Source organism: Blautia segnis, assembly GCF_014287535.1.
Classification (GTDB): domain Bacteria; phylum Bacillota; class Clostridia; order Lachnospirales; family Lachnospiraceae; genus Blautia_A; species Blautia_A acetigignens.
Map to the genome: position 1 here is coordinate 1 of NZ_JACOOT010000029.1, position 25,625 is coordinate 25,625.

Below are 25,625 nucleotides of genomic sequence, written 5' to 3' on the forward strand. Positions count from 1 at the left end.
AGTTACATCACAATAATAAAGGAAAAACGTACCGCTTTGAGCAGAAAACGCATACCGCTAAATCAGAATGGATGTACCGCTAATTTCAGAATAGGCGTACCGTTCGGGCAGAATTTGCAGATTCAACGATTAAACATTATTTGCAAGCGTTGAAGTCTATTTCAAAATTTCTTGTTGAAAAAAAGAAAATAAAACAGTCAATATATGAGATTAAAGATATTGATGATTTAGTGGTAGTAAAAGAATATCTGTATAAGGATCCTGACTTTGTTGATTTGGATACACGCGGACATCGAATGTACAGCGTTGGTTTTAATCATTATTTCAGATTTGCTAATGGCGATGGATTTGAAAATATTCATGAGCAGATAAAAAGCATGGATATTGAAATTCCAATTGCGAATAAACAGATTGTTACTATAAATACGTGGAAAAGATCTTCTATAATAAAAATGCAATCTATAGAATCAGCTGGATATAAATGTGAAATAAATTCAAACCATAAAACTTTTACTGCAAAAAGAACAGGAAAACCATATATGGAAGGACATCATGCTTTGCCAATGAAGTACCAGAACAGATTCCAAAATAGTTTGGATATTTATGCTAATGTAATTTGTTTATGTCCAACATGCCATAGGCGATTACATTATGGTGTTGAATCTGAAAAAATGAATGTTGTAGATAAAATATATTATGATAGGTCTGATCGGTTAGCTGCAAGTGGTATAAAAATTGGAAAAGAGGAATTTGAAAGTTTAATAAAATAGTATTTTTAGACAAAGGCAGTATAATTAAAATATTCTATTTACGGTATTAGTGGATTATTGAAAGGTATTCATATAAATTTGTTTTTTGAAAGATAAAAAAGTTCTGTATTTATAGACGTGTGCCCAATATTTTTATGTAGTGATAAAAATATTTTGTTTGGAATGAAATTTTTATAATACTGCTAAAGTAGTTGTAGCTGAGGTAACTAAATATAAAAAAGGTTTAAGAACAATCTGATATGAGTTGACATATTAGATTGTTCTTTTGAAAATAAATTAACAAAATAAAAGAAATATCAAAATAAACTTGACAAAATAAGCGATTTATGTAAAAATACGAATAGAAAATCTCTTATGGAGGTAAATGAATTAATGACAATAAGCGACAATCTTATGACTACGATGACAATGATCGGAAAAGCAATTGAAAAAGGTGCAGTTGAAGATGTCAGATCATACTTTCAAAATTGTAATACGATTACTACAAATGGAATGCCAGGCGTAAGGGCAGACAAAGTTAATACGAATCTGAGTAAAATGGTGGTTTCTGAAGATGTGAAAATTAAGGTGTTTAGTAGGAGTTCGTGGAAGGGGGTTCTGGTAGTAGACAATGGGAATAAAGCGTTGTTTTCTGTCTGTACCAAAAACACCCTTAATAGGATTATCAAAAATAGAGCTAGGAGAAGTCCTCATTATGCACAGACGATGGTCAATACAATCAATAAAGATGAGGTTGCAGAAGTAAAACAGATGACTATTGCTGATTATGATCCAACATTTACATCGGCATTTAGCGAGGAGGACTTTGAAAAAGATTTTTTCTCAATAATGGAAGAGGCTGTATGCGAATATGAAGGTTATCGTTTTTGGATAGTTTCATATGAAGTTGAGAAATTTGTAATGAAAAGCTTATCGGCAGTTTTGATGGACAAAGATTTTGATAAAGTTCAAGAAATATCGATACTTGAAGCATTAAAACCAAACTTTGGGGAATTAACAGCAGTAGAGCCAAAACCAGAAGAGAAAAGAGATGTGCGTAGCTTACTCTCTGTTAAAGCAAAAATACCTGCAAGCAAATCTACTGAACCAAAAAAACGTACTGAAATATTGCCGAAGTCTGTAGAGGAGAATAAGGAAGCATAAGTTCTTCGACAATAAGTTATTAAATAAAATTATGTTTCCTGTACAGATATGAATGTACAAAAATTTAATGGTCAAAGATTAAAAGAGGCTTTACAATTTAGGGGAAAAAAAATGACAGAGCTTGCTGATGAAACTGGCATCAGCAAGCAATCATTGTCTCTTTATGCAAATGCTGGAAATAAGCCTCCCTTTGAGAATGTTGAAAAAATTGCAAGAACATTAGACTTTCCGGTTGATTTTTTTACATCTGAGGATTTATGTACTGTATCGACGGGAAATACGTATTTTAGATCTCAGGCATCAGCAACTAAAAAATCTCGAAATGCACAGAAAATAAAGCTGGAATACGTATCTAAAATGTATGAAGTGATTTTAAATTATGTGAATGTTCCAGAACTAAATCTTCCAGATACGACAGGGATCGATATACCTGAAGATATTATTAATGTAGATTCTGAGCAAGCAATTAATGAAATTGAAAAATTGGCTATGTTAATTCGTGAATTTTGGGATCTAGGAAGCGGACCTATAGATAATTTACAGTATGCACTGCAGTCTAATGGAATAATTGTGACAGGATTTAGAAATGTAGACAGTGATATAGATGCATTTAGCCAGCAGATTAAAATAGATGGAAAAACAATTTATATAATTGCATTGGCAATTGGTTCAAAACCAATTGAAAGGCTTCGATTTGATATGGCTCATGAATTAGGACATATATTGTTGCACACTTGGGGAGAGGATAACGAAGAAATATCAAGGGATGAGTTTAATGCAAGAGAAAAACAAGCTAATATGTTTGCCAGTGCATTACTGCTTCCTAAAAAGTCTTTTTCGAAGTCTGTTTCTGCCTATCCAACAAATATAGATTACTATTTTGCTTTAAAGAAAAAATGGAAAGTGTCTATGCAGGCAATGATGTATAGGGCAAGACAACTGGATATTATCTCAGCAAATCAGTTTCAGTATATGATGCGTATAATGTCGAAGAATGGATATAGGCTACATGAGCCTGGAGATAAACCGGGAGAAATTGGAGATACAATTTTTCAAGCTGCATTAGACATGTTGTTTGAAGGTGGATATCTTACTGTAAGTGAGTTATTAAGGGAATTTGGAAGATATGGAATTTATCTTTCCCAACATGACTTGGAGAATCTTATGTATCTTAGAGAAGGAACGTTGTATCAGGAATCAAAAGTGATACCGTTTATGACAATTAAGAAAGATACAGAATAACAATTCACCTGATAAGGTAAGAAAGTATTCGCTTTATCAGGTGTTTTATTGATAAAAGAGGAAATTTGTCATAGATATTGCGAAATAAATACATACAGTAGCATTAATAATATTGTAATTAATGATAGCTTTTTGATGATTGGATCAGTTTGATTTTATAATTGTAGGATATATATTTTGAACTTAATTAAAAGAATCTATGATAGAGTTGGGGATGAACATTTGAGTGGTATATGGTAGGAGAAATGCCATTTTGGAGAGGGGATATTAGAGCAGCATAAGGAGTGATGGTACTGGAAATATAGGTATGCAGTACAAAAAATGTTTATAGTATATTTGGAAAAAACTAAATATCATAACAATAAAACACTATATATAGACGACGGTAAAATATAAGACACAATATATTGCAAAGAAAACGTTGACTTGATCGTACGTTTGTTCTATAATATCTTTTGGAACTATCAATTCTTCTCTTTTTTCTACGGAGGAATTAAACGTGTCAATAAAGAAAACATCTAATAATCTAATTTTACACAAAAGAGATCTGGTATTGTTAAAGCGAAGTGAAGAGGCGAAAAATATAGAAATATATGGTAATATGTATGAATGTTTAAAAACATATAATACTTTGTCGGCAGCTCAGTTAAAGGAAGATATAGCTTTTGATGATAAGGCGCGTATGATTTTAAATCATGATACGAAGATGATGATGGACCGTATAAAAAATGAATGGCACGCAAAGTCATCATTTGAGATTGCTGATAATGAAGTGCATTGTCAGTTGTGTAGTAGAAAGACGGTATATATATGTTATATCGAAAACAGTATAACTGGAGAGGAACTGCATGTTGGATCTGAGTGTGTGAAGCACTATAAAGATATAAAAGGGGCAGGGAGTGTAATTTCTAAGGTAAGTTCATATAGAAGAGATGTAAAAAAAGATGCTAGACAAACTGAATTTGACGTAGCACTTGGCGAAAATATAGATTTCTGTAAAAATGCTAATAATAAGATTGAACAGTTCCCTATGGTTTTGCCTTATAAATTGCATAGTGATTTAAAAAGTGTAATTGCTATGTGTAATCGAATTAGAACTGTTTATATATCTTCTGGAGGAGATTTAAGCGAAAGTATTAATAAATTTAACTTGAAAATGAATGAGTTTTGTGAACTATACGAAAGAGCTGAAAACTGCTATGCAAAAAATAGAAGAAATCCTTTATTATGTACAAGAAAAATTGCAGACTGGTTGCTGAAAAACGGTTATAAATATGTGATTGAGAATATACAAAAGGCAAATGGAATTTTAAATGAGGAAACTTTACAATTTATATATGAACCTGAATTTATTAAAAGAAATATTTTTGTATTTGAAAAGTGTCTAAAGCAAAAGGATGTAACTTTTTTGGGAACCAAGGGTACTGTAATACGATTTAAGATACAAAATGACCGTTTCAAGCAACCCATTTTTTTTACAATGCCTATTAAAGACTTTATGAAAAAAATTGGATGTCATTGTCTAACACAAGATGGTTATAGGTATAGTAAATCTAGTCTTTCAGCATCTATTGAAATGACTTCAGAAAATTTAAAAAATGTTTTTAATTATTATGTAAGTATATTAAACAATACAGATTGTATGCTTATATTCGAACGGCGTGTATCAAAATATTATTGGGAAAGAAAACAGCATTTTACGGTAAGTCCATGGTCGATTCATAGCAGAGAAATTGATCCGATTTATAAAATTGCAACATTAGACACTATTTTAACTTTTATAGGAGATGTGTTATTTATTGATGGAAAATCGGAGAAAGAAATTTCCGAAATCATTATTGGAAAAATTAAAAAAGGTGGAAAATGGATACCTAAGGAAGAAAAGAACCGTGGAGTTAAAATTGCTGTTGAAGCTGCTGGTATGCAAAAACGGAGAGAATTTATACCTTATTCATAAGCGTTAAATAAGGTGGGATATGAAGAAAAAATGAGCTTTAACAAAATGCGGCTTGACTTTTTCGCTTGCACCCATTAAGGGTTCATAGTATCATATATCTTATAAAAAGATAGTGATTTTATGAATCCTTTTTGTTTTCATAAGAGGATTTATAAATTCGGACAATATCCCTATACACTTTATTAGAAATCATAAATTTTCTATGTCAGGAGAACCAACCATGACCCTTACAATCCTAGGCACCGGCAACGCAGTAACAACCGAGTGCTACAACACCTGCTTCGTCCTGCACGAAAGCAATCAATATTTCCTGGTAGATGGCGGTGGAGGAAGCCAGATCCTCCACCAGTTGAAACATGCCGGAATCGATTGGAAAAAGATAAAAACTATTTTTGTGACGCACAAGCATCTCGATCATATTACCGGGATAATCTGGATGATTCGCATGATCTGTCAGTCCATGAAGCAGGGCGAATACGAAGGCGAAGCAGTCATATATGCACATGATGAAGTGACCACCTTGCTCCAGGATTTTTCCGAAAAACTGCTGCAAAAGAAAGACACAGAGTTTATTGGAAAGCGTCTTCATCTGATACCTGTGACAGATGGCGAGTCGAAAGAGATTTTGAACAAAAAAGTTACCTTTTTCGATATACAGTCAACGAAGACCAAGCAGTTTGGCTTTTGCATGGAATTGGGAAATGGGGAGAAATTAACATGCTGCGGAGATGAACCATACCATCCCTGTGAGGAAAAATATGCGAAAAACAGTACATGGCTTTTGCATGAAGCGTTTTGTATGAGCAGTCAGGCGGAGATTTTCCATCCGTATGAGAAACACCATTCTACTGTGAAGGATGCCTGCGAACTGGCGGAGAAACTTCATGTGAAAAATCTGCTGCTGTATCATACAGAAGATAAAAATATTGCGCACCGAAAAGAGCTTTATGGAAATGAGGGCAGAAACTATTTTTCCGGCAATCTTCTGATCCCGGATGATCTGGAATCGTTTTCTATTTTATTTTCAAAGAACGGCAAAAGGGAATCATGAAAATGAAACTGCTTATTACAGGAACAACAGGATTTGTAGGACATAAAATCATGGAATCATATGCTCAGGCGGCCGCTGCACCATCTCTTCGAAATGCAACTCAGGAGAGGATAAAGCGAATGGTTGAGGAAAGTGAAGCGGATGTGGTGATTCATACCGCGGCAATTTCTGATATCGGGACCTGTCAGAAAAATCCGGAAGCATCGTATTTTGCAAATGTGCAGATTCCGGTGTATCTGGCTCATGCATGCAAAGACAGAAAATTGATCTGCTTCAGCTCCGATCAGGTATACAGTGCCTGCGAGGAGAATGGACCATATATAGAAGATGTAGTAAAGCCGGGAAATATTTATGCGGAACATAAGCTGGAGATGGAGCAGCGGGTGTTGGATTTGGTTCCTTCTGCCGTGATGCTGCGGGCGGAGTGGATGTATGACTATGTTTCAAAGAAGCCGAATTATTTTCTGAATATGATACATGCGAAGCAGCAGGCGGCGTTTAGTACCAGACAGTTTCGCGGAATTACCTATCTGAAGGAAGTGGTTGAAAACATGGATCATGTGATGGCTTTGCCGGGAGGCGCGTATAATTTTGGAAGCGAGACCACCCAGTCCATGTATGAGATCACAGAACAGTTTTTAGATTTGCTTGGAAACCAGGTGGCGGTTCAGGATGCTCCGCCAAGACATAATTTGTGGATGAATTGCGAAAAGGCGAGAAAATATGGTGTGGAATTCAGTGATGTTTTTGATGGGCTGAAGAGATGCCTGAGGGATTATGAAAGGACGAATAAGACGCTTAGGGAAGGGAATTCTAATGAAAAATAATGAATAAACCTTTTGATTGCAGTGGATTCGTACATACAGGAAGATGATTATTTTGAGTTCCAGCATAAGAAAGTCACAAAACAGGTGGTATTTTGTAGTATGTGGGTGGTTGAACACTGAATCGACTTATTACTTTTAAAAGAGCATATGAGGTGGAAAACAATGGTAGATAAGAAAACATTGGAAGAGGTTTATAAGCAAAATTTGGAAAATGATATCATTAATGCAATTTCCGAAATAAAAGGGATTGATTTGCGGAAGGCATTTGATATTTATTATTCCAGTAAACTTACTGAACAAATTTCAAATGGCAGTTATGGAATAGAAAATATGGATGCAAAATATCTGGCGGAAGATTTGATTGAGAATGAGCCAGATATTTTTGAATAAATATCACGCTCTAGATGATGGAAGTGTAAATTTAGATATCTATATGAAAATTAAGGAGATTCACCAATGTTCAATAATTCCTACCTAACCGATGCCATTGCCTGCTACAAGAAGGATTTCATCCAAATGCAGTGGCCGAATGAAAAGTACAAATGGGAGGCTGTGAAGTGTTTTCAGGATAACTGGGATGTGAATGCGGCTGATTTTGCGGATATGCTTACACGTTCGCTGGCAAAGACTTATAATCTGTTGGTTTCTATGAATAATTTTCCAGGAAAAATGATTGAAGGTTTTGCAAAAGCAGCACCGGAGGAAGTGCGGGCGATGTATCTCGCACTTTTTGATGAGACTCAGGATGTGATTTCCAGAATTCTTGCGTTTAAGGATCAGGCGGGAATTTTGCTTGAGAAATATGGAAATGATGCAGCGCAGCATTACCAGTACGAAAATGCCATCACCACCTACCTGTGGCTCAGATATCCGGACAAATATTACATTTACAAATACAGTGAAGTGAAAAACGCCGCAGCAGAATTAGGCTGTGATCTTAGTTTCCGAAAGGGTCATTACGGGGAAAATCTGCGGAACTTTTATGCCTTTTACAATGCGCTGTGCGAAGAACTGAAAAAAGAGGACGAGCTGAGAAGGATGCTGAAGTCTCAGCTGACAGAAACCTGCTATCCGGATCCGGAACTTAGGACGCTGACAATGGATCTTGGCTTTTACATCAGCCGATTTTACAGCCAGCGAAACCGTGCATCTGCAGATGAGTGGTGGCCCAAAGCTGAAGACTACGATCCCGGCATAACGGTGCAGGAGTGGAAATGCTTGCTGGCTGACGAGGAAGTTTTTAACGAGAGCAGTCTTGAAATTATGAAGCGCATGCTGGATTATGGCGGCAAAGCTACTTGCACCCAGCTTTCCGTGAAATACGGAGAAAGCCCTAATTTTTATAATGCCGGGTCTTCTGCTCTTGCAAAGCGCATTACTGAGAAAACCGGATGTCCGGTCTGGCAGCAGGATGGCAGTACGAAATGGTGGCCCACTCTATATATAGGAAAAAAAGCAGGCACAGATGAAGAGGGCGTATATATCTGGAAGCTGCGGGAGGAACTGGAAGCAGCATTGAAAGAAACAGATTTGTCCCAGATTTCATTGTATGTTGTTTCCCAGGAAGAGGACGAGCCGCATTATTGGTGGCTGAATGCCAATCCAAACATCTGGAGTTTTTCGGATCTTGCTGTGGGAGAGGTGCAGTCCTACACCCTTTACAACGAGAACGGCAATAAGCGCCGCATTTTTCAGAATTTCCTGGACGCCAAAGCTGGGAATTTCATCATCGGTTACGAATCCTATCCAGTGAAACAGGTGGTGGCGATTTGCAAAGTAACCGCAGAGCAGGATGGAGAGCAGATCTATTTTGAAAAAGTTGAGGGACTTTCTGCGCCTATTGATTATTTGACTTTGAAGGCCTGCCCGGAGCTTGCGCGAATGGAGTACTTTGTCAATCAGCAGGGAAGCCTGTTTAAGCTTACCAAAGGAGAATTTGATTTTATTATGGATATGATTCGTGAGAACAATCCGTCTGCATTTTCCGGGCAAAGGACAGAGCCGTATACAAAAGAAAATTTCCTGGAAGAGGTATATATGACGGAGGCGAAATACAACCGTCTTGTGTCCGTGCTTTTGAGAAAAAAGAACATCATCCTTCAGGGAGCCCCTGGCGTGGGAAAAACCTTTGCCGCAAAAAGATTGGCCTATTCGATCATGGGAGAAAAGGACGAGAGCCGGGTGGAATTTGTACAGTTCCACCAGAATTATTCCTATGAAGATTTTATTATGGGATATAAGCCGGAAGGGGATTCTTTTGCGCTGAAATATGGGATTTTCTATCGGTTTTGCCAGAAGGCTGCAAACAACCCGGACAAGGATTATTTTTTCATTATTGACGAAATCAATCGTGGAAATATGAGCAAGATTTTTGGGGAACTTCTCATGCTGATTGAGAAGGATTACCGGGGAACCAAGACGGCTCTGGCGTACAATGGCTTGAGTTTTTCGGTTCCGGAGCGGGTACATATTATTGGAATGATGAATACGGCGGACCGGAGTCTTGCCATGATTGATTATGCTCTGCGGAGAAGATTCAGCTTTTTTGAGATGGAGCCGGGATTTGAGTCAGAAGGCTTCGTGAAATATCAGAACGCTCTGAACAGTGAATTGTTTGACTCCTTGATTGGCAAAATAACAGAACTGAACAAAGAAATCACAGCAGACAGATCTCTAGGAAAAGGCTTCTGCATCGGACACAGTTATTTTTGCGGCATGAAGGCGTGCACGGCAGAAAAACTGCTTGAAATCGTGGATTTTGATGTTCTTCCCATGCTGGAAGAGTACTGGTTTGACGACCTGGATAAAGTACAGCGCTGGGAAAATATTCTCCATGGGGTATTTCAATGACGAGAGATAAAAGTATTCTCATAAAAAATATTTATTATATGCTGTCCTACGCTTTTCAAACGCTGAACCAGTCTAATTATGAGGAGATTGCGGCAGAGAAGTTTGAGGATATGCAGAATCTTTTTGCCGCAATTCTGGCGAAGGGCATTGGTTTTCAGCTGAAGCAGGGCCTGTATCGGGAATACCGGAACTGTCAGGAGGATTTGTCTGTCATGCGGGGAAAAATCAATATGCAGGGAACCATCCGGAACAAAATGTCCAGAAGGCAGTTGCTGGCCTGCGAGTTTGACGAGCTTTCCGAAAACAATCTGCTGAACCAGATTTTGAAATCAACGGTTTTGCTTCTTTTGAAGCACGGGAATGTGAAAGCGAGATATAAGGATGATCTGAAAAAGAAAATGCTGTTTTTCTCTGCTGTGGATACGCTGGAATTAACATCTGTCCGCTGGTCTGCCATACGGTTTGGGCGGAACAATCAGAATTACCGGATGCTGATCAGTATCTGTCAGCTGCTTGCAGAGGGCTTGCTGCTTACCACCGAGCAGGGAGAATACAGGTTGGCTGCTTTTCTTGATGAGCAGAGAATGTGCCGCCTTTATGAGAAATTTATCCTGGAATATTACAGAAAACATTTTCCCCAGCTGTCCGTAACTGCGTCCCAGATTCCCTGGGCGCTGGACGATGGAAGCGGTACCATGCTTCCCGTCATGCAAAGCGACATCACTCTGCAGCTTGGCAGCAGCGTATTGATCATTGACGCAAAATATTATTCCCATACCACACAGGAGCATTACGGCAGACATACACTGCATTCTGGCAACCTTTATCAGATTTTTACTTATGTGAAAAACAAAGATTACGCTTTTGGCGAAACACCCCACAAGGTTTCCGGCCTTCTTCTCTACGCCAAAACAGAAGACCAAATCCATCCTGACCAAACTTACCAGATGCATGGAAATGAGATTGGGGTGAAAACATTGGATTTGAATTTGCCCTTTGAGGGGATTCGGAAGCAGTTGGATGGGATTGTAAGGGAGATGCTGTTATGAACCAAAATGAAAATCAGTGGGACAAGCTGTTAAAAATAAAAACCACCGGCCGGGATGATTCCCGCGCGGATCAATATCGCTATCCCTATGAGCCAACGCCGTATTGCGTCCTGGAACGGCTGGCGAACAGCGGCCTAATCAGAAAGAAAAATGTGGTATTAGACTACGGAACCGGAAAAGGCAGAGTGTGCTTCTACCTGTCCTACCAGACAAGATGCAGCTCAATCGGCGTAGAATACGACGACAGAATTTACGCCGGCGCCAGAGCCAATCAGGAACAGGCTGTATCCGGGAAAAGGACTTCCTTCGAACTGACAAGCGCCGAAGAATACCCAGTACCGACATCCGTAGACCGCTGCTATTTCTTCAATCCCTTTTCCATAGAAATCCTCCGAAAAGTCCTGTCCAGAATCTACGAATCCTACTACGAAAACCCAAGGGAAATCCTGCTGTTTTTTTATTATCCCTCAGAAGAATACATCAGCTGCCTGATGACAGAAGAGCTGTTGCTGTTTTTTGATGAGATCGATACGGAGGATTTGTTTGAGGGGAAGAATGAGAGGGAGAGGATTGTGGTGTTTTCGGTGGGGGGAATTTAAAATCATGAAATAAGAGAGAAAGGTGGGCTAAGAATGATTCCGTTAATTGACAAAAAGCAAACTGGAATTAATTTGCGCAGAATTATGGATGAATGCGGTTTTACAGTAAAAGATGTTCAGCAGTATTTGAGATTGGGTAGTATTCAAAGTGTGTATCACTGGTTAAATGGGATCAGTATGCCATCTGTAGATAATTTGTATGCGCTTAGTTATCTGTTTCAGGTTTCAGTGGATGACATGCTGTGCGGAAGCAGAAAGAGAATTCTTACAGCAGAAAATCAAGTACAGTTAAAGCGAATGCGTATTTATTATGGCAAAATAAAAGCAATTGAGGCAGCGTAGAATTATACTACAAGTACAATGACAAAAGAGAAATTCTCCTGTAAAATTATTTTCAGAAAGCGACTTGGAAATAAACTATGGGAGGATTTTTTATGGGAGAAACAATGCTGGTGACACAGGCTTTGGACGAGAGGGACCTGTTAGTAAAAAAGATAACAGATAAGATTGAAAAAGCAAGCTTCGTGGCATGGATTCCTATGATGGAGATGCTGATTTTGAAGGGAAGCTTCAGGAGAAGTTAAACAATGAATATAATGAGCGGGTACGTTTTTGTGATATGAAGAATAGTCAGCTTCAGTCCACTGCAGAGAATATGCGTTTAAGTATTCTGGGGCGTGATAGTAAGGGGAAAGATGAGAAGCCATTAGGCGTTGTAGATGCGTATGTAAGGGAGAATACCGCTGAACTTGTTGATCCGCTGGATGTAAAGAAGAAATTAGGAATGCTTGAAGAAAAGCGAAACATTCTGCTTACAGAATTGGATACGCAGATTAAAGTGTCGAATGCGACTACTTTTATTGAAATTGCATAACTGCATTGTCTGCATTACGAAAAATCCTGAACTCAGTTTCCCTGTAACAGGGTTATGTTACAAGAATATACCAATTCTGATGAAAATTTGGGTACTCAATTAGTAAGTGGCGCAGTTGGTAGCGCACATGGCTGCTAACCATGATGTCGCGGGTTCGAATCCTGCCTTCGAAAATTGGGGTTATTAATATGATGTTGCAGAACATCTCCAATTGTGAATCATTTTGGGTTATGTTTGAACGGTTAATTCTGAATGGTCAACGATTTTGTTCTTAAACCGTTTTTAATAAATTGACAACTTTACTTTAGGCATAGAAATGTGCCGAAATCCATGAACAAGGTTAAGGTGTTAAACTGATTGACCAGGGATAAGCCTCATGGCTGTAATGCAGGCAGAATAATATATGAAATTGTGGAACAATATGATAAGGTGCTTGCAGAGATGCAGGCGTTTTTTATATAAGTGGATAAGAATACATGCTTTGTATGGTATTAATGAGGAAAGTAACTGTGATAGTTGACAAAAACATAAATTGTGAACTTCCTAAAAATTTTCCCCTAAACACAACAGCTGCTTTTTTAAAAGAACAGGCAGCGGGCTGTTCCGCATTTGTAATTGGAGAAGCGGGTTTATTAAATGCCCTTTATGATGTTGGCATAACAATGAATGATGTAAACCCGGATTATGTTATTGTTGGAGAGGGCCGTTCCTATTCGCTGGATACCTTGACTCAGGCAACAAATCTGGTTTTAAAGGGAGCTAAGCTGATCGGGGCAAATTCAGATGTTTCAGGCCCAATTGAGAACGGTATTGCCCCTGCATGCCGGGCGTTGATCGCACCTATCGAAATGGCAACTGGTACAAAGGCATATTTTTGCGGAAAGCCTAATCCACTGATGATGCGAACAGGATTAAATATGCTTGGTTGTCACTCAGCAGAGGCTGTCATGGTTGGTGACAGAATGGATACAGATGTGATTTCAGGAATGGAAAGCGGTATGTCTACTGTGCTTGTTCTTTCCGGATGTTCGACAAAGGATACACTTAAAATGTATGCATATCGTCCAACTATGGTTTTAAATGGAGTGGGAGATATTCCTGCCAGGGCAAAGTCAAAAGCAGAGTAATATCAGATGGGGAAGCGTTCTTTTAATCTTTGACCACGAAACCCAATGACAACTGTAATGAACAATGCTATAGTATGTTTATAAGGAGTTTTTTGCATGGAAAATAAGATTACTATGGAGAATACAAATGAATTTACCAACTTTTTTAAGAAAATCAGATGAACTTACAAAACAGTTATCAAAGGACCAGTTGCTTGCTGTTATCCATGAAATTGCCAGAACATTACCAGAGCATAAAAGAGAAATCTTTTTGGATACTTTAACAGCAGCTTCCCAAACCACTGCCACGGACTCCCCCAAAACAACTTGTGACGATCATCAGCAGCTGCTTATAGAGCTGAAACATAATCAGGAAATATTAGCAGAAATCAATAACGGTATCCGATGCCTCGATAGCGAATATAACGAAGAATGGGATGACTGGTATAACAGTGATGCGGATGAAGTTCTTTTTTCAGATTCCATGGGTGTTTTATCTGAAATTGAAGACACGATCCGGCTGATTCATAAATGTATTGATCTGGCAGTATATAAAGAAGGCTGTGAACTAGCCGAAACACTGTCTGTACTGGAGATCACTGCAAAAGGAGATTATGAGGATTTTTGCGGTGAACCTCTTGGCATAAACGACCTTTATGAACACGAACTTTTGTCTGGCTCTATGGAAAAAACAGTTCGTGAATGCTTATATCTGGAATACCAGGGAAATAGATTGGAAGATCGTGCAGAAGAACTGCTTTGCATGATCCATAATTTTCAGTGTTACTCTGTGCGGCTGGAAGATGTTCTCCAGACAGGAAACTTTGAATTACCTGAGTTTGAGCAGTTCCTTCCGCTTTGGATTGAATACCTGGGAACCCACAGCGGAATGGGTGTAAAAATACTTTTGAAAGAAGCCCAGTCTATGCTTCAGGATGAACAGCAGATTCTCGATACAGCCAGAAAATATGCAAATACCTGTCCTGAGTTATATAAGCAGATCTTGGAGCAAAACTCTGATCCTGATAAAAATCAGCGTATGATGAGCATTGGTATAGAAGCATTGGAAAGGATTTCCGAAAACACAAAAGTCCGGAGCGAAATAGCTCTGCTTACAGCCAAATATGCATGTGAAAATAATCAGGAATCAGTATGCGAATATTGCTGGCTGGAAGCATTCCGCTCTAATCCGTCGCTTGTTCATTACCTTCGTCTGCGCTTCTGCGGAGACAACTGGGAAAATAACAAACGACAGGCAGCAAAAATCTGCCAGGGTCTATATAAAACGGATAATGAATTATATTTTATGCTTCTTTTCTGGAATAAAGAATTTGATACTGTAATGGCCCAGGGCATGAGTGTAAGAGAATCACTTGGCTGGTCATTTACCTTTATGAAGGAGGGCATCACCAGCTTTTTACTTCTGTTATATCAGGGAACAGATTTGCCTGCAGGATTATCCTGTTTATTAAACTATATACAGCAAAAATATGAATTTACGGCAGAAGAATTTTATAAAGGAACCGGACATACCTGCACAAAGAACAGTACTGAGTTATTGTGGGAAATCATCTGCAAATGGAAACAGGAGGTAAAGATTTCGAACGAAGACAGAATACGTTGGATGAATAAAATTAACCAGCTTATTTCCCTGCGGGTAGATGGAATCATGACTGCCAACAGAAGAAAATACTACCATGAATGTGCTGCGTTTATTTCTGCTTATGGTGAAGTAAAGGAGTCTCATGGAATTATCGGTGAAAAAAATACATTTATGGCAGAATATCGCAAACGATATCCAAGACGGAGTGCATTTATACAGGAATTGGTGAAATTTGGATATGTGAAATGATTGGGTTCCCCATTTCCCATAACACTTATGTAATGTGCCAATGGCATAATCAGCCAGCATCTTCTGATTCCAAAGGATAAAGCATTCGGTTCGTTTTTTATATACTCAGAAACTGAAGACAACAGTAAGGAACAATGCTATAATTCATTAGTAAAGTATTCTTTTCATCTGGTGAAATTGTTATAAATGGAAGTCATGATATATGTGCTTTTGACAATACTCATGACATTTCAGAAGCTATTTTTGAAAAAAAGCATTCTTTTAAAGCCTTCTTTCGGAGGCTTTTTAAAGAAATATCCAGTAAAAACAAATATCCGTTAGGAAAGCGTATATTTAGATTATTCAATGTAAGAAACACAATGAGATAAGATAGGAGCAAAAATATATGATACGAGTACTTTTCGTTTGTTTAGGCAACATTTGCCGCAGTCCTATGGCAGAATTTATTATGAAATCAATTGTTTCCGAACGCAGTTTGTCAGACAGATTTTATATTGCATCCGCAGCCACCAGCACGGAAGAAATCTGGAACGGAGTGGGGAATCCGGTTTATCCTCCGGCGAAACGGGAGCTGGCGAAGCATGGGATTTCCTGCGAGGGAAAAAGAGCAGTGCAGATCACCAAGGCGGACTATGGGAAATATGATTACATTCTGGGGATGGAAGAGCGCAATATCCGAAATATCCTGCGGATTGTAGGAAAGGACCCGGAGCACAAAGTAAAGCTTTTGCTGGATTATTCCGATCATCCCAGAGACATTGCAGATCCCTGGTATACCGGGAACTTTGAGTCTACTTATCGGGATGTGGTGGAAGGATGCGAGGGATTTCTCTTATATTTGGAACGAGAGGGAAGAATATAATAAGATAATGTAACAGAACTGTGGCAGGTGAGGAAAAAGATGCAATGTATTATAAATAATGGGAAAAGCAACAAAGTGAAAAACAGAAGTGCAATAATTATGAAGGCAATACCGAACTTCAGAAATACTGCACAAAATAAAAACGCCAACTTGTATAATTTGTCCAACTTTTTTCGCTGCCTCCCTTGACATTTCCACTTCACCGTACTACAATAACCTCAATCTAAGAATTTCGCAATGACGAGGAAGAGTAGCAAGAAGGGGAATCCACAGAGAGCCATCGGTGGTGAGAGATGGCGAGGAAGCTTTTGTGAAAATCACCTCTGAGCTTTCGGACTGAAAAATAGTACCTATCTGCTGATGAGCATAGAAGCGCAGTATCTATTCGAGTAAGTTCGGACGGTTAACAGTCGTTATCCTGTTTCTCATTTTATAGGATGAGTAGTGAGTGGCTGCATGGCAGCAATAAGAGTGGTACCGCAGAGGATTTTGCCTTTGTCTCTTAACTGGAGACAGAGGCTTTTTTATTATCCGCTTGTGCCAGAAACGCGGAGCTGTTGACACTGCCTCTCACACAGAGGAAATACCATCATGTGAAATCCCTTGGAAAATCAAGGAAGACAGCAACACTGCCTTCAAAATCACGAAGGAGAAACCAAAATGGAAACACTGAAAAAAATCACAAACTTTGTCAGCAAGTACATGGCAGTGATCGTAATCGCAGTTGCCGCACTTGCGCTCTTTGCACCGAACACAGTCAGCTTCATCAAGACCAGCTACGTCAACACCCTGCTTGGAATCGTAATGTTCGGTATGGGACTTACCCTGAAGCCAAACGACTTCAAGGTTGTATTCAGCCGTCCAAAAGATGTGATCATCGGCTGTATCGCACAGTTTACCGTAATGCCGCTGTTAGCTTTTGCTCTTACAAAAGTATTTCAGCTTCCGGCAGAGCTTGCCATCGGCGTAATCCTGGTAGGAACCTGCCCTGGCGGAACATCCTCCAACGTTATGACCTATCTGTCCAAAGGAGATGTGGCATTGTCCGTTGGTATGACTGCAGTATCCACAGTGCTTGCTCCGTTTTTAACACCTCTTCTTACCTATTTATATGCAGGCCAGAAGGTAAACGTAGACATGTTCAGCATGTTCCTTTCCATTGTAAAGGTAGTAATCGTTCCAATCGTACTTGGATTTGTGATCAACCATTTCTTCAAGAAATTTACAGAAAAAGTAGTAGAGATCCTTCCGCTGATCTCCACCACAGCCATCGTGGCCATCGTAGCAGCTGTTGTATCCGCAAACTCTGCTAAGCTGATGACATCCGGACTTCTCATCGTAGCAGTTGTTATCCTGCATAACCTGCTTGGATATGGTGTTGGCTACGGAATCGGCCGTGCATTAAAGCTGGATACTACAAAATGCCGTGCAATCTCTATCGAGGTCGGCATGCAGAACTCCGGACTTGCAACCTCCCTTGCGACCACACATTTTGCACAGTATCCGCTGGCAACCATCCCAGGAGCTGTATTCAGTGTATGGCATAATATTTCCGGTGCAGTTCTTGCAAATATTTATGCACGCAGCGCAAATAATAAAGAGGCAGAATAAAACATTATATAGGGTTCTGAGGGATTTTCCTCCGGGCCCCTTTTATGTTGATAAAACTTTAACAAAATTTCAAAAAACGCAAAAATTGTGTTGATTTTATCCACCAGATATGTATAATATATGATAAGGAAAAAAGGAATCCACCCGGTTCCATTCCTTAGGTTTTGTACCATAGAAGCTGGTGGCGCAAGTAATATTTTCGATAAGGTATTACGGTGAAACAGCGTGTATCAGCCATAGAATCTGCATTCGCAGATGAATTCCATTTTAGAGAAAAGAGGTTAAGTGTAAGATGGCAAAAATCGATTTAACAAAGTATGGTATTACCGGAACTACAGAAATTGTTTACAACCCCTCTTATGAAATGTTATTTGAAGAGGAGACCAAACCAGGTCTTGAGGGCTTTGAAAAAGGACAGGTCAGCGAGCTTGGCGCTGTTAACGTTATGACAGGTATTTATACCGGACGTTCTCCTAAAGACAAATATATCGTAATGGATGAGAATTCCAAAGACACCGTATGGTGGACATCTGACGAATATAAGAACGACAACCATCCTGCAACACAGGAAGCTTGGGCAGCAGTGAAAGAGATCGCTAAGAAAGAACTCTCCAACAAGAGACTTTTCGTAGTAGATGCATTCTGCGGCGCTAACAAAGATACCCGTATGGCAATCCGTTTCATCGTTGAGGTTGCTTGGCAGGCACACTTTGTAACAAACATGTTCATCCAGCCTACAGAGGAAGAACTCAAAGACTTCGAGCCAGATTTCGTTGTTTACAACGCTTCCAAGGCTAAAGTTGAGAACTACAAGGAATTAGGCCTTAACTCTGAGACAGCTGTAATGTTCAACATCACAAGCCGTGAGCAGGTTATCGTAAATACATGGTACGGCGGAGAGATGAAGAAAGGTATGTTCTCCATGATGAACTACTATCTGCCGCTTAAGGGCATCGCTTCCATGCACTGCTCTGCAAACACAGATATGAACGGTGAGAACACCGCTATCTTCTTCGGCCTTTCCGGAACAGGTAAGACTACACTTTCCACAGATCCTAAGAGACTTCTCATCGGTGATGACGAGCACGGCTGGGACGACAACGGAGTATTCAACTTCGAGGGCGGCTGCTATGCTAAGGTTATCAACCTTGACAAGGATTCTGAGCCGGATATCTACAATGCAATCAAGAGAAACGCTCTTCTTGAGAACGTTACACTTGACGGTGAAGGCAAGATTGATTTCGCTGATAAGAGCGTTACAGAGAACACTCGTGTATCTTATCCGATCAACCACATTGAGAAGATCGTTCGCCCGATCTCTTCCGCACCGGCTGCTAAGAACGTTATCTTCCTTTCCGCAGATGCATTCGGAGTACTTCCTCCAGTATCTATCCTGACACCAGAGCAGACTCAGTACTACTTCCTGTCTGGATTCACAGCTAAACTTGCTGGTACAGAGCGTGGAATCACAGAGCCTACACCTACATTCTCAGCTTGCTTCGGACAGGCATTCCTTGAGCTGCATCCGACCAAATATGCTGAAGAACTCGTTAAGAAAATGGAGAAGAGCGGAGCAAAAGCATACCTGGTTAACACAGGATGGAACGGAACCGGAAAACGTATCTCCATCAAAGATACCCGTGGTATCATCGATGGAATCCTCAGCGGCGCTATCTTAACAGCTCCGACTAAGAAGATCCCATTCTTCAACTTTGAGGTTCCTACAGAGCTTACAGGCGTTGACACAGGCATCCTTGATCCTCGTGACACATACGCTGACGCTTCTGAGTGGGAAGTAAAAGCAAAAGACCTTGCAGACCGTTTCGTTAAGAACTTCAAGAAATACGAAGGAAATGAAGCTGGTAAAGCGCTTGTTGCTGCTGGTCCTCAGGCTTAATCTAACTTTATAAGATTGAATGATTTCGGGTCTGCCGTGTATGCGGCAGGCCCGTTTTTGTGGAAAATTTCGCTGCATTCTGTCGATGAAAACTACTTTACAAATCTGCTCATTTCTTATATACTATCCATACAGCAACTCAAAGGGAAGCAATTCACAGCTTCCATCTTTTTTTCATAAGCAGGCCGTCTGCAATGCACAGCAGGGCCAGCAATCATCAGGGCGTTTCGCCCCTTTTATTTCAAAGCGATATTTTCAAGCAGAAAGGAACTGAATATGAGCAAAGAGTATGATGCATTTGTGGAGAATCTGCGCCAGCTGTTACTAGAACGTTTGGGGCTGAAAGAAGAACAGATTTTTTTCAAGGAGCAGGATGAACAGGGGATGACGCCTAGCGGTGATCGGCTGTTTGTGGAATGCCATGCTTACCCGGCAGGAAAAGAAGTGTGCGGAATCCATACGGAAGAGCTTTTTGATGACTATGAGGACGGTGTGTCTCTGGAAAAAATTGCAGACACAGTGGAAAAAGAAATCCGCAAACTGAGAAATGCCGGATTTTTTGAGAAAACCCAAAATCTGAACAATTACGAGAAGGTGAAAAATGACCTTTTCATCCGGCTTTTGAACCGGAAGAAGCACAAGAAAGAGCTTTCAAAAGCGGTATACCGGGTAATCGGGGACATTGCCCTGGTATTGTACATGCAGGTAGGAGAGGTGAAAGGATGCACCACCAGCATGAAAATACGCCGTGATTGTCTGGATAACTGGGGGCTTGACGAGAAAACGGTTTTTGAGGCGGCTCTTTTGAATACATATTTTATTTCCCCGCCCAGAATTTTCCTGTGGGAAAAACTGATCGGAAACCCGGAGTACAACGGAGAATGCTTTATGGATCTGAACCAGGAATTTGAATTGCGAAGAGAGAATGTGGGAAACTGTCTCAGCACAGTAAGAAGGACAAACGGAGCGGTAGCGGTGTTTTTACCAGGCGTGGCAAAAAGACTGGCGGAATTGATGAAAGGAGACTTTTATCTGGTGTTTACCAGTATTCATGAGGTGATGGTCCACAGCGTGCGTATGGCCTATCCAGAGGATCTGCAGGAGGTTCTTAGGGACACATTACGGGAGGCTACGCCGGAGGAGGATTTTCTCACAGATAAGGTATATCGGTACTGCCAGGAAACCGGGGATTTTATGGTGTATAAGGGAACTGTGTTTCTGCAGGTGGGAGGCCCCCACGAAGAGGACGAGAAGGAGACAAAGTAAAGCGTCTATCACCTGGGAAAGCTTTTAAGGGCAAAAAACTGCCGCCAGAACCAGAAGTCTGACGGCAGTTTCCAGAAATTTTAGGAAATACAGGTTTTTTTTCGGAAAGTATTTTGCTTATCCAAGAATTGCGGAGTCATTGGAGAATTCTTCTCCGCTGGCTTCCTCGAATTTATCCAGAAGCTGTTTCACGGTAAGCTTTTTCTTTTCTTCACCCTGGATGTCGAGAACGATTTTTCCGTTCATCATCATGATCAGACGGTTGCCGTGGGCGATGGCGTCCTTCATATTGTGGGTGATCATCAGTGTGGTAAGGTGATCGCGGTTGACAATTTTGTCTGTAATGTCCAGAACCTTTGCTGCTGTTTTCGGGTCAAGGGCTGCAGTGTGCTCATCCAGAAGGAGAAGCTTCGGTTTCTGAAGGGTAGCCATCAGAAGGGTAAGCGCCTGTCTCTGGCCTCCGGAGAGAAGACCTACCTTGGAAGTCAGACGATCCTCAAGACCAAGGTTCAGGATTTTCAGAAGCTCTTTGTACTCAGCACGCTCTGCCTTTGTGATTCCGGGGCGGAGAAGCCTTGTTTTGCCGCGGCGCTTGGCAAGAGCTAAGTTCTCTTCAATTCCCATGGTAGCAGCAGTTCCGGTCATAGGATCCTGGAATACACGTCCAAGATATGCGGCTCTTTTGTACTCGGAAAGCTTGGTAACATCTGTTCCGTCAATGATGATCTGGCCCTCGTCTACCGGCCATACACCTGCAACTGCGTTCAGCATTGTGGATTTTCCGGCTCCGTTGCCGCCGATTACGGTAACGAAATCACCTTCATTGAGCTTCAGGGAAAGACCGTTTAAGGCTACCTTCTCGTTGATGGTTCCCGGATTAAAGGTTTTGTATATGTTTTTGATCTCAAGCATTGTTCTTACCTCCACGTTTTGCTGGTTTTGCGAAATATTTTCCCTTCCAGTAAGGTACTGCCAGGAATACAGCAACTACAAGTGCGGACAGCATTTTCAGAAGGTCTGTGTCGATACCCATCCAGATTACAGTCTGAAGTACCAGATAGTAGAGAATGGAACCGAATGCTACGGACAGAAGGCGGAGTGCGAAGTTGCGGAAAATGCGGCTGAAAATCGCCTCGCCGATAATAACGGCAGCAAGTCCGATTACGATCGCACCACGTCCCATGTTTACGTCTGCGAAGCCCTGGTACTGAGCCAGAAGAGCACTGGATAAAGCAACAAGTCCGTTGGAAACCATAAGGCCAAGAACCTTGCAGAAATCTGTGTTGATACCCTGTGCACGGGACATGTTAGGGTTGCATCCTGTTGCACGAAGGGAGCAGCCAAGCTCGGTTCCGAAGAACCAGTACAAAATAGCGATGATCACTACAATAAACAGTGCAACGATCAGAATGGTGTTCTGGGTGATCGGCACGTTTTTGATTCGTCTTAGGGAGATCAGGATCGGATACTTGTCAACGTTGATGGCCTGGTTTGCTTTTCCCATGATCTTCAGGTTAATGGAGTAAAGGGAAAGCTGGGTCAGGATTCCGGCAAGGATGGCTGGGATTCCCATAAAGGTGTGGAAAATACCAGTGACAAGTCCGGCCAGCATACCGGCTAAGGTTGCTGCCAGAAGAGATACCCATACGTTATGTCCGCTGATCATCATCATGACACAGACAGCACCTCCGGTACACATGGTACCGTCTACGGTCAGATCGGCGATGTCCAGAACACGGAAAGTAAGGTATACACCGATTGCCATAATACCCCAGATCAGTCCCTGGGCAGCGGCACCTGGAAGTGCCATTATTAAGTTTGCGATTTGCATGTTTTTTTCCTCCTGCATGCCAAGCTGCGGCAGCGCTGCGGCGCAATACAGCTGATTTTTATTTAAGGACAAGTCTGTTTAGAAACGACACAAACAGCGAGAGAGGATTCCCTTCCCGCTGTCTGTGTTTATGCTGTCTGAAACAGCTAAATGTCCAAATAATCTGTCAAATCAATATTAATATGTATTATTCAGCGTCTGCACCGATTGCAACGTAATCATCCGGAACTTCGATTCCAAGCTCTGCGCAGATGTCTGCGTTGTACTCTTTTGTGAAGTTAGGTGCGTACTCGATTGGCATTGTAGAAATGTCTTCGCCGTCTTTTAAGATCTTAACTGCCATTTCTCCAGTTGCTTTTCCAAGGTCATAGTAGCTGATGGAAAGAGTAGCAACACCGCATCCGGAGCAGATTCCCTCTTCACCTGCGATTACCGGAACCTTTGCCGGAAGGCAGATGTTGTTGATCAGCTCGGTGTTGGAAGCTGCTGTGTTGTCTGTTGGAACATAGATGACATCGCTGTCTGCAACTGCGTTTGTTACAACAGAGGAGATATCGTTGGAATCAGAGAATGCGTAGTATTCGCAGGTGTATCCAAGATCCTCAAGTGCAGCCTTAACAGTGTCTACCTGGTACTGGGAGTTCGGCTCAGCGGAGCAGTAGAGAAGTCCTACGTTCTTTGCATCTGGGAAGAGCTCGTTAAGCATTGCTGCCTGATCCTCAAGTGGAGCAAGGTCTGATGTACCGGAAATATTTCCGCCTACAGTGCCGTCGAAATCAGTAAGATCAAGAGCTACGCCATATTCTGTTACTGCGGTGCCAAGGATCGGGATATCGCTTGTTCCTGCTGCTGCAGCCTGAAGAGAAGCAGTAGCGTTTGCAAGGATCAGGTCTACATTGCTGGATACGAAGTTGTTGATGATGGTGCTGCAGGTAGCGGAATCGCCCTGTGCATTCTGCTCATCAAATGTAACGTTCTCCTCGCCGAGACCTTCTTTGACTGCATCCTTGAAGCCTTCAGTTGCGGCGTCAAGTGCTTCATGCTGAACCAGCTGGCAGATACCGATATTGTATGTCTGCTGTTCTTCAGCGTGTACGGTTACTGTACCTGCAAGACCTGCTACCATAGCTCCGGTCATAATTACGGATAAAACCTTTCTTTTCATAATTTGTTTCCTCCTTAAAAACATTTTCGTAGTTTAAAGTACTGTCTGCACAAAATAATACCGCTTTAAAGCGTAAAAGTCAAGTAGCTTTTGGCAGTTTTTTACATATTCTAATAGAGAAAGAGTGTAAGGAAGGTCATTTTGACATGCCATATTCCATTATGATAGATGCCGGGCACGGCGGATCGGATCCGGGAGCTGTATATAAAGGCCGCAGGGAAAAGGATGACAATCTCACCCTTGCCATGGCTGTTGGGAAAATTCTTTCCGAAAATGGGATAAAGGTGCTGTATACCAGAACTACGGATGATTACATTTCCCCCTTTGAGAGGGCAAGACTTGCCAATGAGGCGAAGGTGGATTATTTCATTTCCTTTCATCGGAACAGCAGCCCGGAGGTGAATCAGTACAATGGAGTGGAGGTGCTGGTTTACGACAAATCCGGTGTGAAATATGAGATGGCACAGAATATTGTAGGTGCCCTTGGAGAACTGGGCTTTCGGGAAATCGGGGTTCAGGCAAGACCGGGGCTTGTAGTGCTGCGAAAAACCAAGATGCCGGCTCTTCTGATTGAAACCGGGTTTATCAATTCTGATGAGGACAATCAGCTTTATGATGAGAAGCAGGAGGAGATTGCCCAGGCGATTGCCGGCGCCATTCTTGGAACTTTGGATCAGCAGCAGGGAGAGGAGCCTTTGTATTACCGGGTGCAGACCGGTATTTTTCGCAAACGGGAAAACGCGGACCGCATGCTGTATATGCTGCAGGAAAAAGGATATCCAGCGTATATTCTGCAGGATGGGGAATTCTATAAAGTGCAGGTCGGGGCTTTCGTGCAGTTGGACAATGCGATCCGCATGGAACAGCAGCTGCGGGATGATGGCTACAGCACCCTGATCGTGACAAAATAAGACGGGAGAGATTTCCTGGGTGGAAAAATAGCTGGAAAAACATTATAATGCAGATAACAACATGCACAGGCTTTTAAATTAGGAATGGATGCATGATCAGATATGTCTGTTTCGTTGGTAAAAGCTGGCAGGAGCTATGAAAGGAACAAAAGAATGGATTACAGTGAATTTCTAAGAACAGCAGAGGATTTTGTATTTGCAGAGGATCAGCCTGAGAAGGCGGATATTATTTTTGTGCCGGGAAACGGGTTTCCCCAGATGGCTGAGCGTGCGGCGCAGTTATATAAAGAAGGCTATGCTCCTTATATTCTGCCCAGCGGAAGATACAGCATTACCCTGGGGAAATTTGTGGGAGTGCAGTCTCACCAGGAAATTTATGACGGAGAATATGAGACGGAATGGGAATTCTTAAAGAGCGTTCTTATGAAGAACGGTGTTCCGGAAGAGGCAATCCTGCGGGAAGACCAGGCAACCTTTACCTATGAAAATGCCATTTATTCCAGACAGGTGACAGACAGGGCGGGAATTCAGGTGAATAAGGCAATTTTGTGCTGCAAGACCTATCATGCCAGACGCTCTCTGATGTATTATCAGATCCTGTACCCGGAGGCGAAGATTCTGGTCTGCCCGGCCTGCCCGGATGGAATCACCAGGGAAAACTGGCGGGAAACGGAAGTCGGGTTGGAAGCCGTCACTGGAGAAATTGACCGGATCGTGAAACAGTTCTGCCTGATGCTGGGAGATAAGGGGCGTTAAAATGTG

At 41.3% G+C, this 25,625-nt stretch carries 24 protein-coding genes, 1 tRNA gene and 1 other annotated feature; of the genes, 22 read left to right on the forward strand and 3 right to left on the reverse strand.

Annotated features, from left to right (window positions below; translation table 11 throughout):
- Nucleotides 1-140: 140 nt before the first annotated feature.
- The 20 genes from H8S54_RS12125 to H8S54_RS12215 all read left to right on the forward strand — a co-directional run bounded on the left by H8S54_RS12125 (nt 141) and on the right by H8S54_RS12215 (nt 20,956).
- Entirely contained in the window at nt 141-770 is a 630-nt protein-coding gene (locus H8S54_RS12125) for an HNH endonuclease (protein ID WP_186901574.1), read from the forward strand.
- A 354-nt stretch (nt 771-1,124) separates the two neighbouring features.
- Nucleotides 1,125-1,913 (forward strand): DUF5986 family protein, encoded by a 789-nt coding sequence (locus H8S54_RS12130; protein WP_147343033.1) that lies wholly within the window; start codon nt 1,125-1,127, stop codon nt 1,911-1,913.
- Between the two features lie 48 nt (nt 1,914-1,961).
- Entirely contained in the window at nt 1,962-3,155 is a 1,194-nt protein-coding gene (locus H8S54_RS12135; RefSeq protein ID WP_117854406.1) for an XRE family transcriptional regulator, read from the forward strand.
- 499 nt (nt 3,156-3,654) lie between these two features.
- Nucleotides 3,655-5,112 (forward strand): hypothetical protein, encoded by a 1,458-nt coding sequence (locus H8S54_RS12140; protein ID WP_117854405.1) that lies wholly within the window; start codon nt 3,655-3,657, stop codon nt 5,110-5,112.
- A gap of 220 nt (nt 5,113-5,332) precedes the next feature.
- Nucleotides 5,333-6,163 carry an MBL fold metallo-hydrolase gene (locus H8S54_RS12145; protein WP_021925051.1) on the forward strand — a complete coding sequence of 277 codons (831 nt, stop codon included), beginning with the start codon at nt 5,333-5,335 and terminating at the stop codon, nt 6,161-6,163.
- Entirely contained in the window at nt 6,160-6,990 is an 831-nt protein-coding gene (locus H8S54_RS12150; RefSeq protein ID WP_021925052.1) for an SDR family oxidoreductase, read from the forward strand. The genes H8S54_RS12145 and H8S54_RS12150 overlap by 4 nt, the downstream gene beginning before the upstream one ends.
- A 162-nt stretch (nt 6,991-7,152) precedes the next feature.
- Nucleotides 7,153-7,380: a hypothetical protein gene (locus tag H8S54_RS12155; protein WP_021925053.1), complete on the forward strand. Its 228-nt coding sequence runs from the start codon at nt 7,153-7,155 to the stop codon at nt 7,378-7,380.
- A 66-nt stretch (nt 7,381-7,446) separates the two neighbouring features.
- The gene (locus H8S54_RS12160) at nt 7,447-9,840 is read left to right on the forward strand and encodes an AAA family ATPase (RefSeq protein ID WP_021925054.1); all 2,394 of its coding nucleotides are present in this window, start codon (nt 7,447-7,449) and stop codon (nt 9,838-9,840) included.
- On the forward strand, nt 9,837-10,889 hold the full coding sequence (mcrC, locus tag H8S54_RS12165) for a 5-methylcytosine-specific restriction endonuclease system specificity protein McrC (protein WP_021925055.1): 1,053 nt from the start codon (nt 9,837-9,839) through the stop codon (nt 10,887-10,889). Before H8S54_RS12160 ends, mcrC begins: the two co-directional genes overlap by 4 nt.
- The gene (locus H8S54_RS12170) at nt 10,886-11,488 is read left to right on the forward strand and encodes a class I SAM-dependent methyltransferase (RefSeq protein ID WP_021925056.1); all 603 of its coding nucleotides are present in this window, start codon (nt 10,886-10,888) and stop codon (nt 11,486-11,488) included. Before mcrC ends, H8S54_RS12170 begins: the two co-directional genes overlap by 4 nt.
- A 33-nt stretch (nt 11,489-11,521) precedes the next feature.
- Nucleotides 11,522-11,830: a helix-turn-helix domain-containing protein gene (locus tag H8S54_RS12175; RefSeq protein ID WP_021925057.1), complete on the forward strand. Its 309-nt coding sequence runs from the start codon at nt 11,522-11,524 to the stop codon at nt 11,828-11,830.
- A 92-nt stretch (nt 11,831-11,922) separates the two neighbouring features.
- A complete protein-coding gene (locus H8S54_RS18305) occupies nt 11,923-12,072 on the forward strand; it encodes a hypothetical protein (RefSeq protein WP_021925058.1) in 150 nt (49 codons plus the stop codon).
- Nucleotides 12,018-12,362, forward strand: a complete 345-nt coding sequence (locus tag H8S54_RS12180; RefSeq protein WP_021925059.1) for a hypothetical protein — start codon at nt 12,018-12,020, stop codon at nt 12,360-12,362. Before H8S54_RS18305 ends, H8S54_RS12180 begins: the two co-directional genes overlap by 55 nt.
- A 99-nt stretch (nt 12,363-12,461) precedes the next feature.
- Nucleotides 12,462-12,535 (forward strand) — tRNA-Ser (locus tag H8S54_RS12185).
- A 336-nt stretch (nt 12,536-12,871) separates the two neighbouring features.
- Nucleotides 12,872-13,489 (forward strand): HAD hydrolase-like protein, encoded by a 618-nt coding sequence (locus tag H8S54_RS12190; RefSeq protein WP_330600181.1) that lies wholly within the window; start codon nt 12,872-12,874, stop codon nt 13,487-13,489.
- A 127-nt stretch (nt 13,490-13,616) separates the two neighbouring features.
- Complete coding sequence (locus tag H8S54_RS12195; protein WP_186901575.1) at nt 13,617-15,320, forward strand: hypothetical protein; 1,704 nt, start codon at nt 13,617-13,619, stop codon at nt 15,318-15,320.
- A 385-nt stretch (nt 15,321-15,705) separates the two neighbouring features.
- Entirely contained in the window at nt 15,706-16,182 is a 477-nt protein-coding gene (locus H8S54_RS12200) for a low molecular weight protein-tyrosine-phosphatase (protein ID WP_117854403.1), read from the forward strand.
- Nucleotides 16,183-16,410: 228 nt separating this feature from the next.
- Nucleotides 16,411-16,688: a binding site (T-box leader), on the forward strand.
- Nucleotides 16,689-16,842: 154 nt separating this feature from the next.
- On the forward strand, nt 16,843-17,793 hold the full coding sequence (locus H8S54_RS12205; RefSeq protein ID WP_173765588.1) for a bile acid:sodium symporter family protein: 951 nt from the start codon (nt 16,843-16,845) through the stop codon (nt 17,791-17,793).
- A 292-nt stretch (nt 17,794-18,085) separates the two neighbouring features.
- A complete protein-coding gene (gene pckA / locus H8S54_RS12210) occupies nt 18,086-19,690 on the forward strand; it encodes a phosphoenolpyruvate carboxykinase (ATP) (RefSeq protein ID WP_117854402.1) in 1,605 nt (534 codons plus the stop codon).
- 276 nt (nt 19,691-19,966) lie between these two features.
- A complete protein-coding gene (locus H8S54_RS12215) occupies nt 19,967-20,956 on the forward strand; it encodes a DUF5688 family protein (RefSeq protein ID WP_186901576.1) in 990 nt (329 codons plus the stop codon).
- Nucleotides 20,957-21,073: 117 nt separating this feature from the next.
- Here H8S54_RS12215 and H8S54_RS12220 read toward each other — a convergent pair whose 3' ends face one another.
- The 3 genes from H8S54_RS12220 to H8S54_RS12230 all read right to left on the reverse strand — a co-directional run bounded on the left by H8S54_RS12220 (nt 21,074) and on the right by H8S54_RS12230 (nt 23,952).
- Entirely contained in the window at nt 21,074-21,868 is a 795-nt protein-coding gene (locus tag H8S54_RS12220; protein WP_021925533.1) for an ABC transporter ATP-binding protein, read from the reverse strand.
- Complete coding sequence (locus H8S54_RS12225; protein WP_021925534.1) at nt 21,861-22,787, reverse strand: ABC transporter permease; 927 nt, start codon at nt 22,785-22,787, stop codon at nt 21,861-21,863. The genes H8S54_RS12220 and H8S54_RS12225 overlap by 8 nt, the downstream gene beginning before the upstream one ends.
- A 187-nt stretch (nt 22,788-22,974) precedes the next feature.
- Nucleotides 22,975-23,952 (reverse strand): ABC transporter substrate-binding protein, encoded by a 978-nt coding sequence (locus tag H8S54_RS12230; protein ID WP_021925535.1) that lies wholly within the window; start codon nt 23,950-23,952, stop codon nt 22,975-22,977.
- Nucleotides 23,953-24,098: 146 nt separating this feature from the next.
- Here H8S54_RS12230 and H8S54_RS12235 point away from each other — a divergent pair, with 146 nt between their 5' ends.
- Together H8S54_RS12235 and H8S54_RS12240 are read left to right on the forward strand one after the other, a co-directional pair.
- Complete coding sequence (locus H8S54_RS12235) at nt 24,099-24,863, forward strand: N-acetylmuramoyl-L-alanine amidase (RefSeq protein ID WP_186901577.1); 765 nt, start codon at nt 24,099-24,101, stop codon at nt 24,861-24,863.
- A gap of 153 nt (nt 24,864-25,016) precedes the next feature.
- The gene (locus H8S54_RS12240; protein WP_186901578.1) at nt 25,017-25,619 is read left to right on the forward strand and encodes a YdcF family protein; all 603 of its coding nucleotides are present in this window, start codon (nt 25,017-25,019) and stop codon (nt 25,617-25,619) included.
- Nucleotides 25,620-25,625: the final 6 nt, after the last annotated feature.

What these genes read in the sequence shown, in the direction of transcription:
- H8S54_RS12130 (WP_147343033.1), top strand. Translation starts at nt 1,125, where the DNA reads ATGGAGGTAAATGAATTAATGACAATAAGCGACAATCTTATGACTACG.
- H8S54_RS12135 (WP_117854406.1), top strand. Translation starts at nt 1,962, where the DNA reads ATGAATGTACAAAAATTTAATGGTCAAAGATTAAAAGAGGCTTTACAA.
- H8S54_RS12145 (WP_021925051.1), top strand. Translation starts at nt 5,333, where the DNA reads ATGACCCTTACAATCCTAGGCACCGGCAACGCAGTAACAACCGAGTGC.
- H8S54_RS12150 (WP_021925052.1), top strand. Translation starts at nt 6,160, where the DNA reads ATGAAAATGAAACTGCTTATTACAGGAACAACAGGATTTGTAGGACAT.
- H8S54_RS12155 (WP_021925053.1), top strand. Translation starts at nt 7,153, where the DNA reads ATGGTAGATAAGAAAACATTGGAAGAGGTTTATAAGCAAAATTTGGAA.
- H8S54_RS12160 (WP_021925054.1), top strand. Translation starts at nt 7,447, where the DNA reads ATGTTCAATAATTCCTACCTAACCGATGCCATTGCCTGCTACAAGAAG.
- mcrC (WP_021925055.1), top strand. Translation starts at nt 9,837, where the DNA reads ATGACGAGAGATAAAAGTATTCTCATAAAAAATATTTATTATATGCTG.
- H8S54_RS12170 (WP_021925056.1), top strand. Translation starts at nt 10,886, where the DNA reads ATGAACCAAAATGAAAATCAGTGGGACAAGCTGTTAAAAATAAAAACC.
- H8S54_RS12175 (WP_021925057.1), top strand. Translation starts at nt 11,522, where the DNA reads ATGATTCCGTTAATTGACAAAAAGCAAACTGGAATTAATTTGCGCAGA.
- H8S54_RS18305 (WP_021925058.1), top strand. Translation starts at nt 11,923, where the DNA reads ATGGGAGAAACAATGCTGGTGACACAGGCTTTGGACGAGAGGGACCTG.
- H8S54_RS12180 (WP_021925059.1), top strand. Translation starts at nt 12,018, where the DNA reads ATGGATTCCTATGATGGAGATGCTGATTTTGAAGGGAAGCTTCAGGAG.
- H8S54_RS12195 (WP_186901575.1), top strand. Translation starts at nt 13,617, where the DNA reads ATGAATTTACCAACTTTTTTAAGAAAATCAGATGAACTTACAAAACAG.
- H8S54_RS12200 (WP_117854403.1), top strand. Translation starts at nt 15,706, where the DNA reads ATGATACGAGTACTTTTCGTTTGTTTAGGCAACATTTGCCGCAGTCCT.
- H8S54_RS12205 (WP_173765588.1), top strand. Translation starts at nt 16,843, where the DNA reads ATGGAAACACTGAAAAAAATCACAAACTTTGTCAGCAAGTACATGGCA.
- pckA (WP_117854402.1), top strand. Translation starts at nt 18,086, where the DNA reads ATGGCAAAAATCGATTTAACAAAGTATGGTATTACCGGAACTACAGAA.
- H8S54_RS12215 (WP_186901576.1), top strand. Translation starts at nt 19,967, where the DNA reads ATGAGCAAAGAGTATGATGCATTTGTGGAGAATCTGCGCCAGCTGTTA.
- H8S54_RS12220 (WP_021925533.1), bottom strand. Translation starts at nt 21,868, where the DNA reads ATGCTTGAGATCAAAAACATATACAAAACCTTTAATCCGGGAACCATC.
- H8S54_RS12225 (WP_021925534.1), bottom strand. Translation starts at nt 22,787, where the DNA reads ATGCAAATCGCAAACTTAATAATGGCACTTCCAGGTGCCGCTGCCCAG.
- H8S54_RS12230 (WP_021925535.1), bottom strand. Translation starts at nt 23,952, where the DNA reads ATGAAAAGAAAGGTTTTATCCGTAATTATGACCGGAGCTATGGTAGCA.
- H8S54_RS12235 (WP_186901577.1), top strand. Translation starts at nt 24,099, where the DNA reads ATGCCATATTCCATTATGATAGATGCCGGGCACGGCGGATCGGATCCG.
- H8S54_RS12240 (WP_186901578.1), top strand. Translation starts at nt 25,017, where the DNA reads ATGGATTACAGTGAATTTCTAAGAACAGCAGAGGATTTTGTATTTGCA.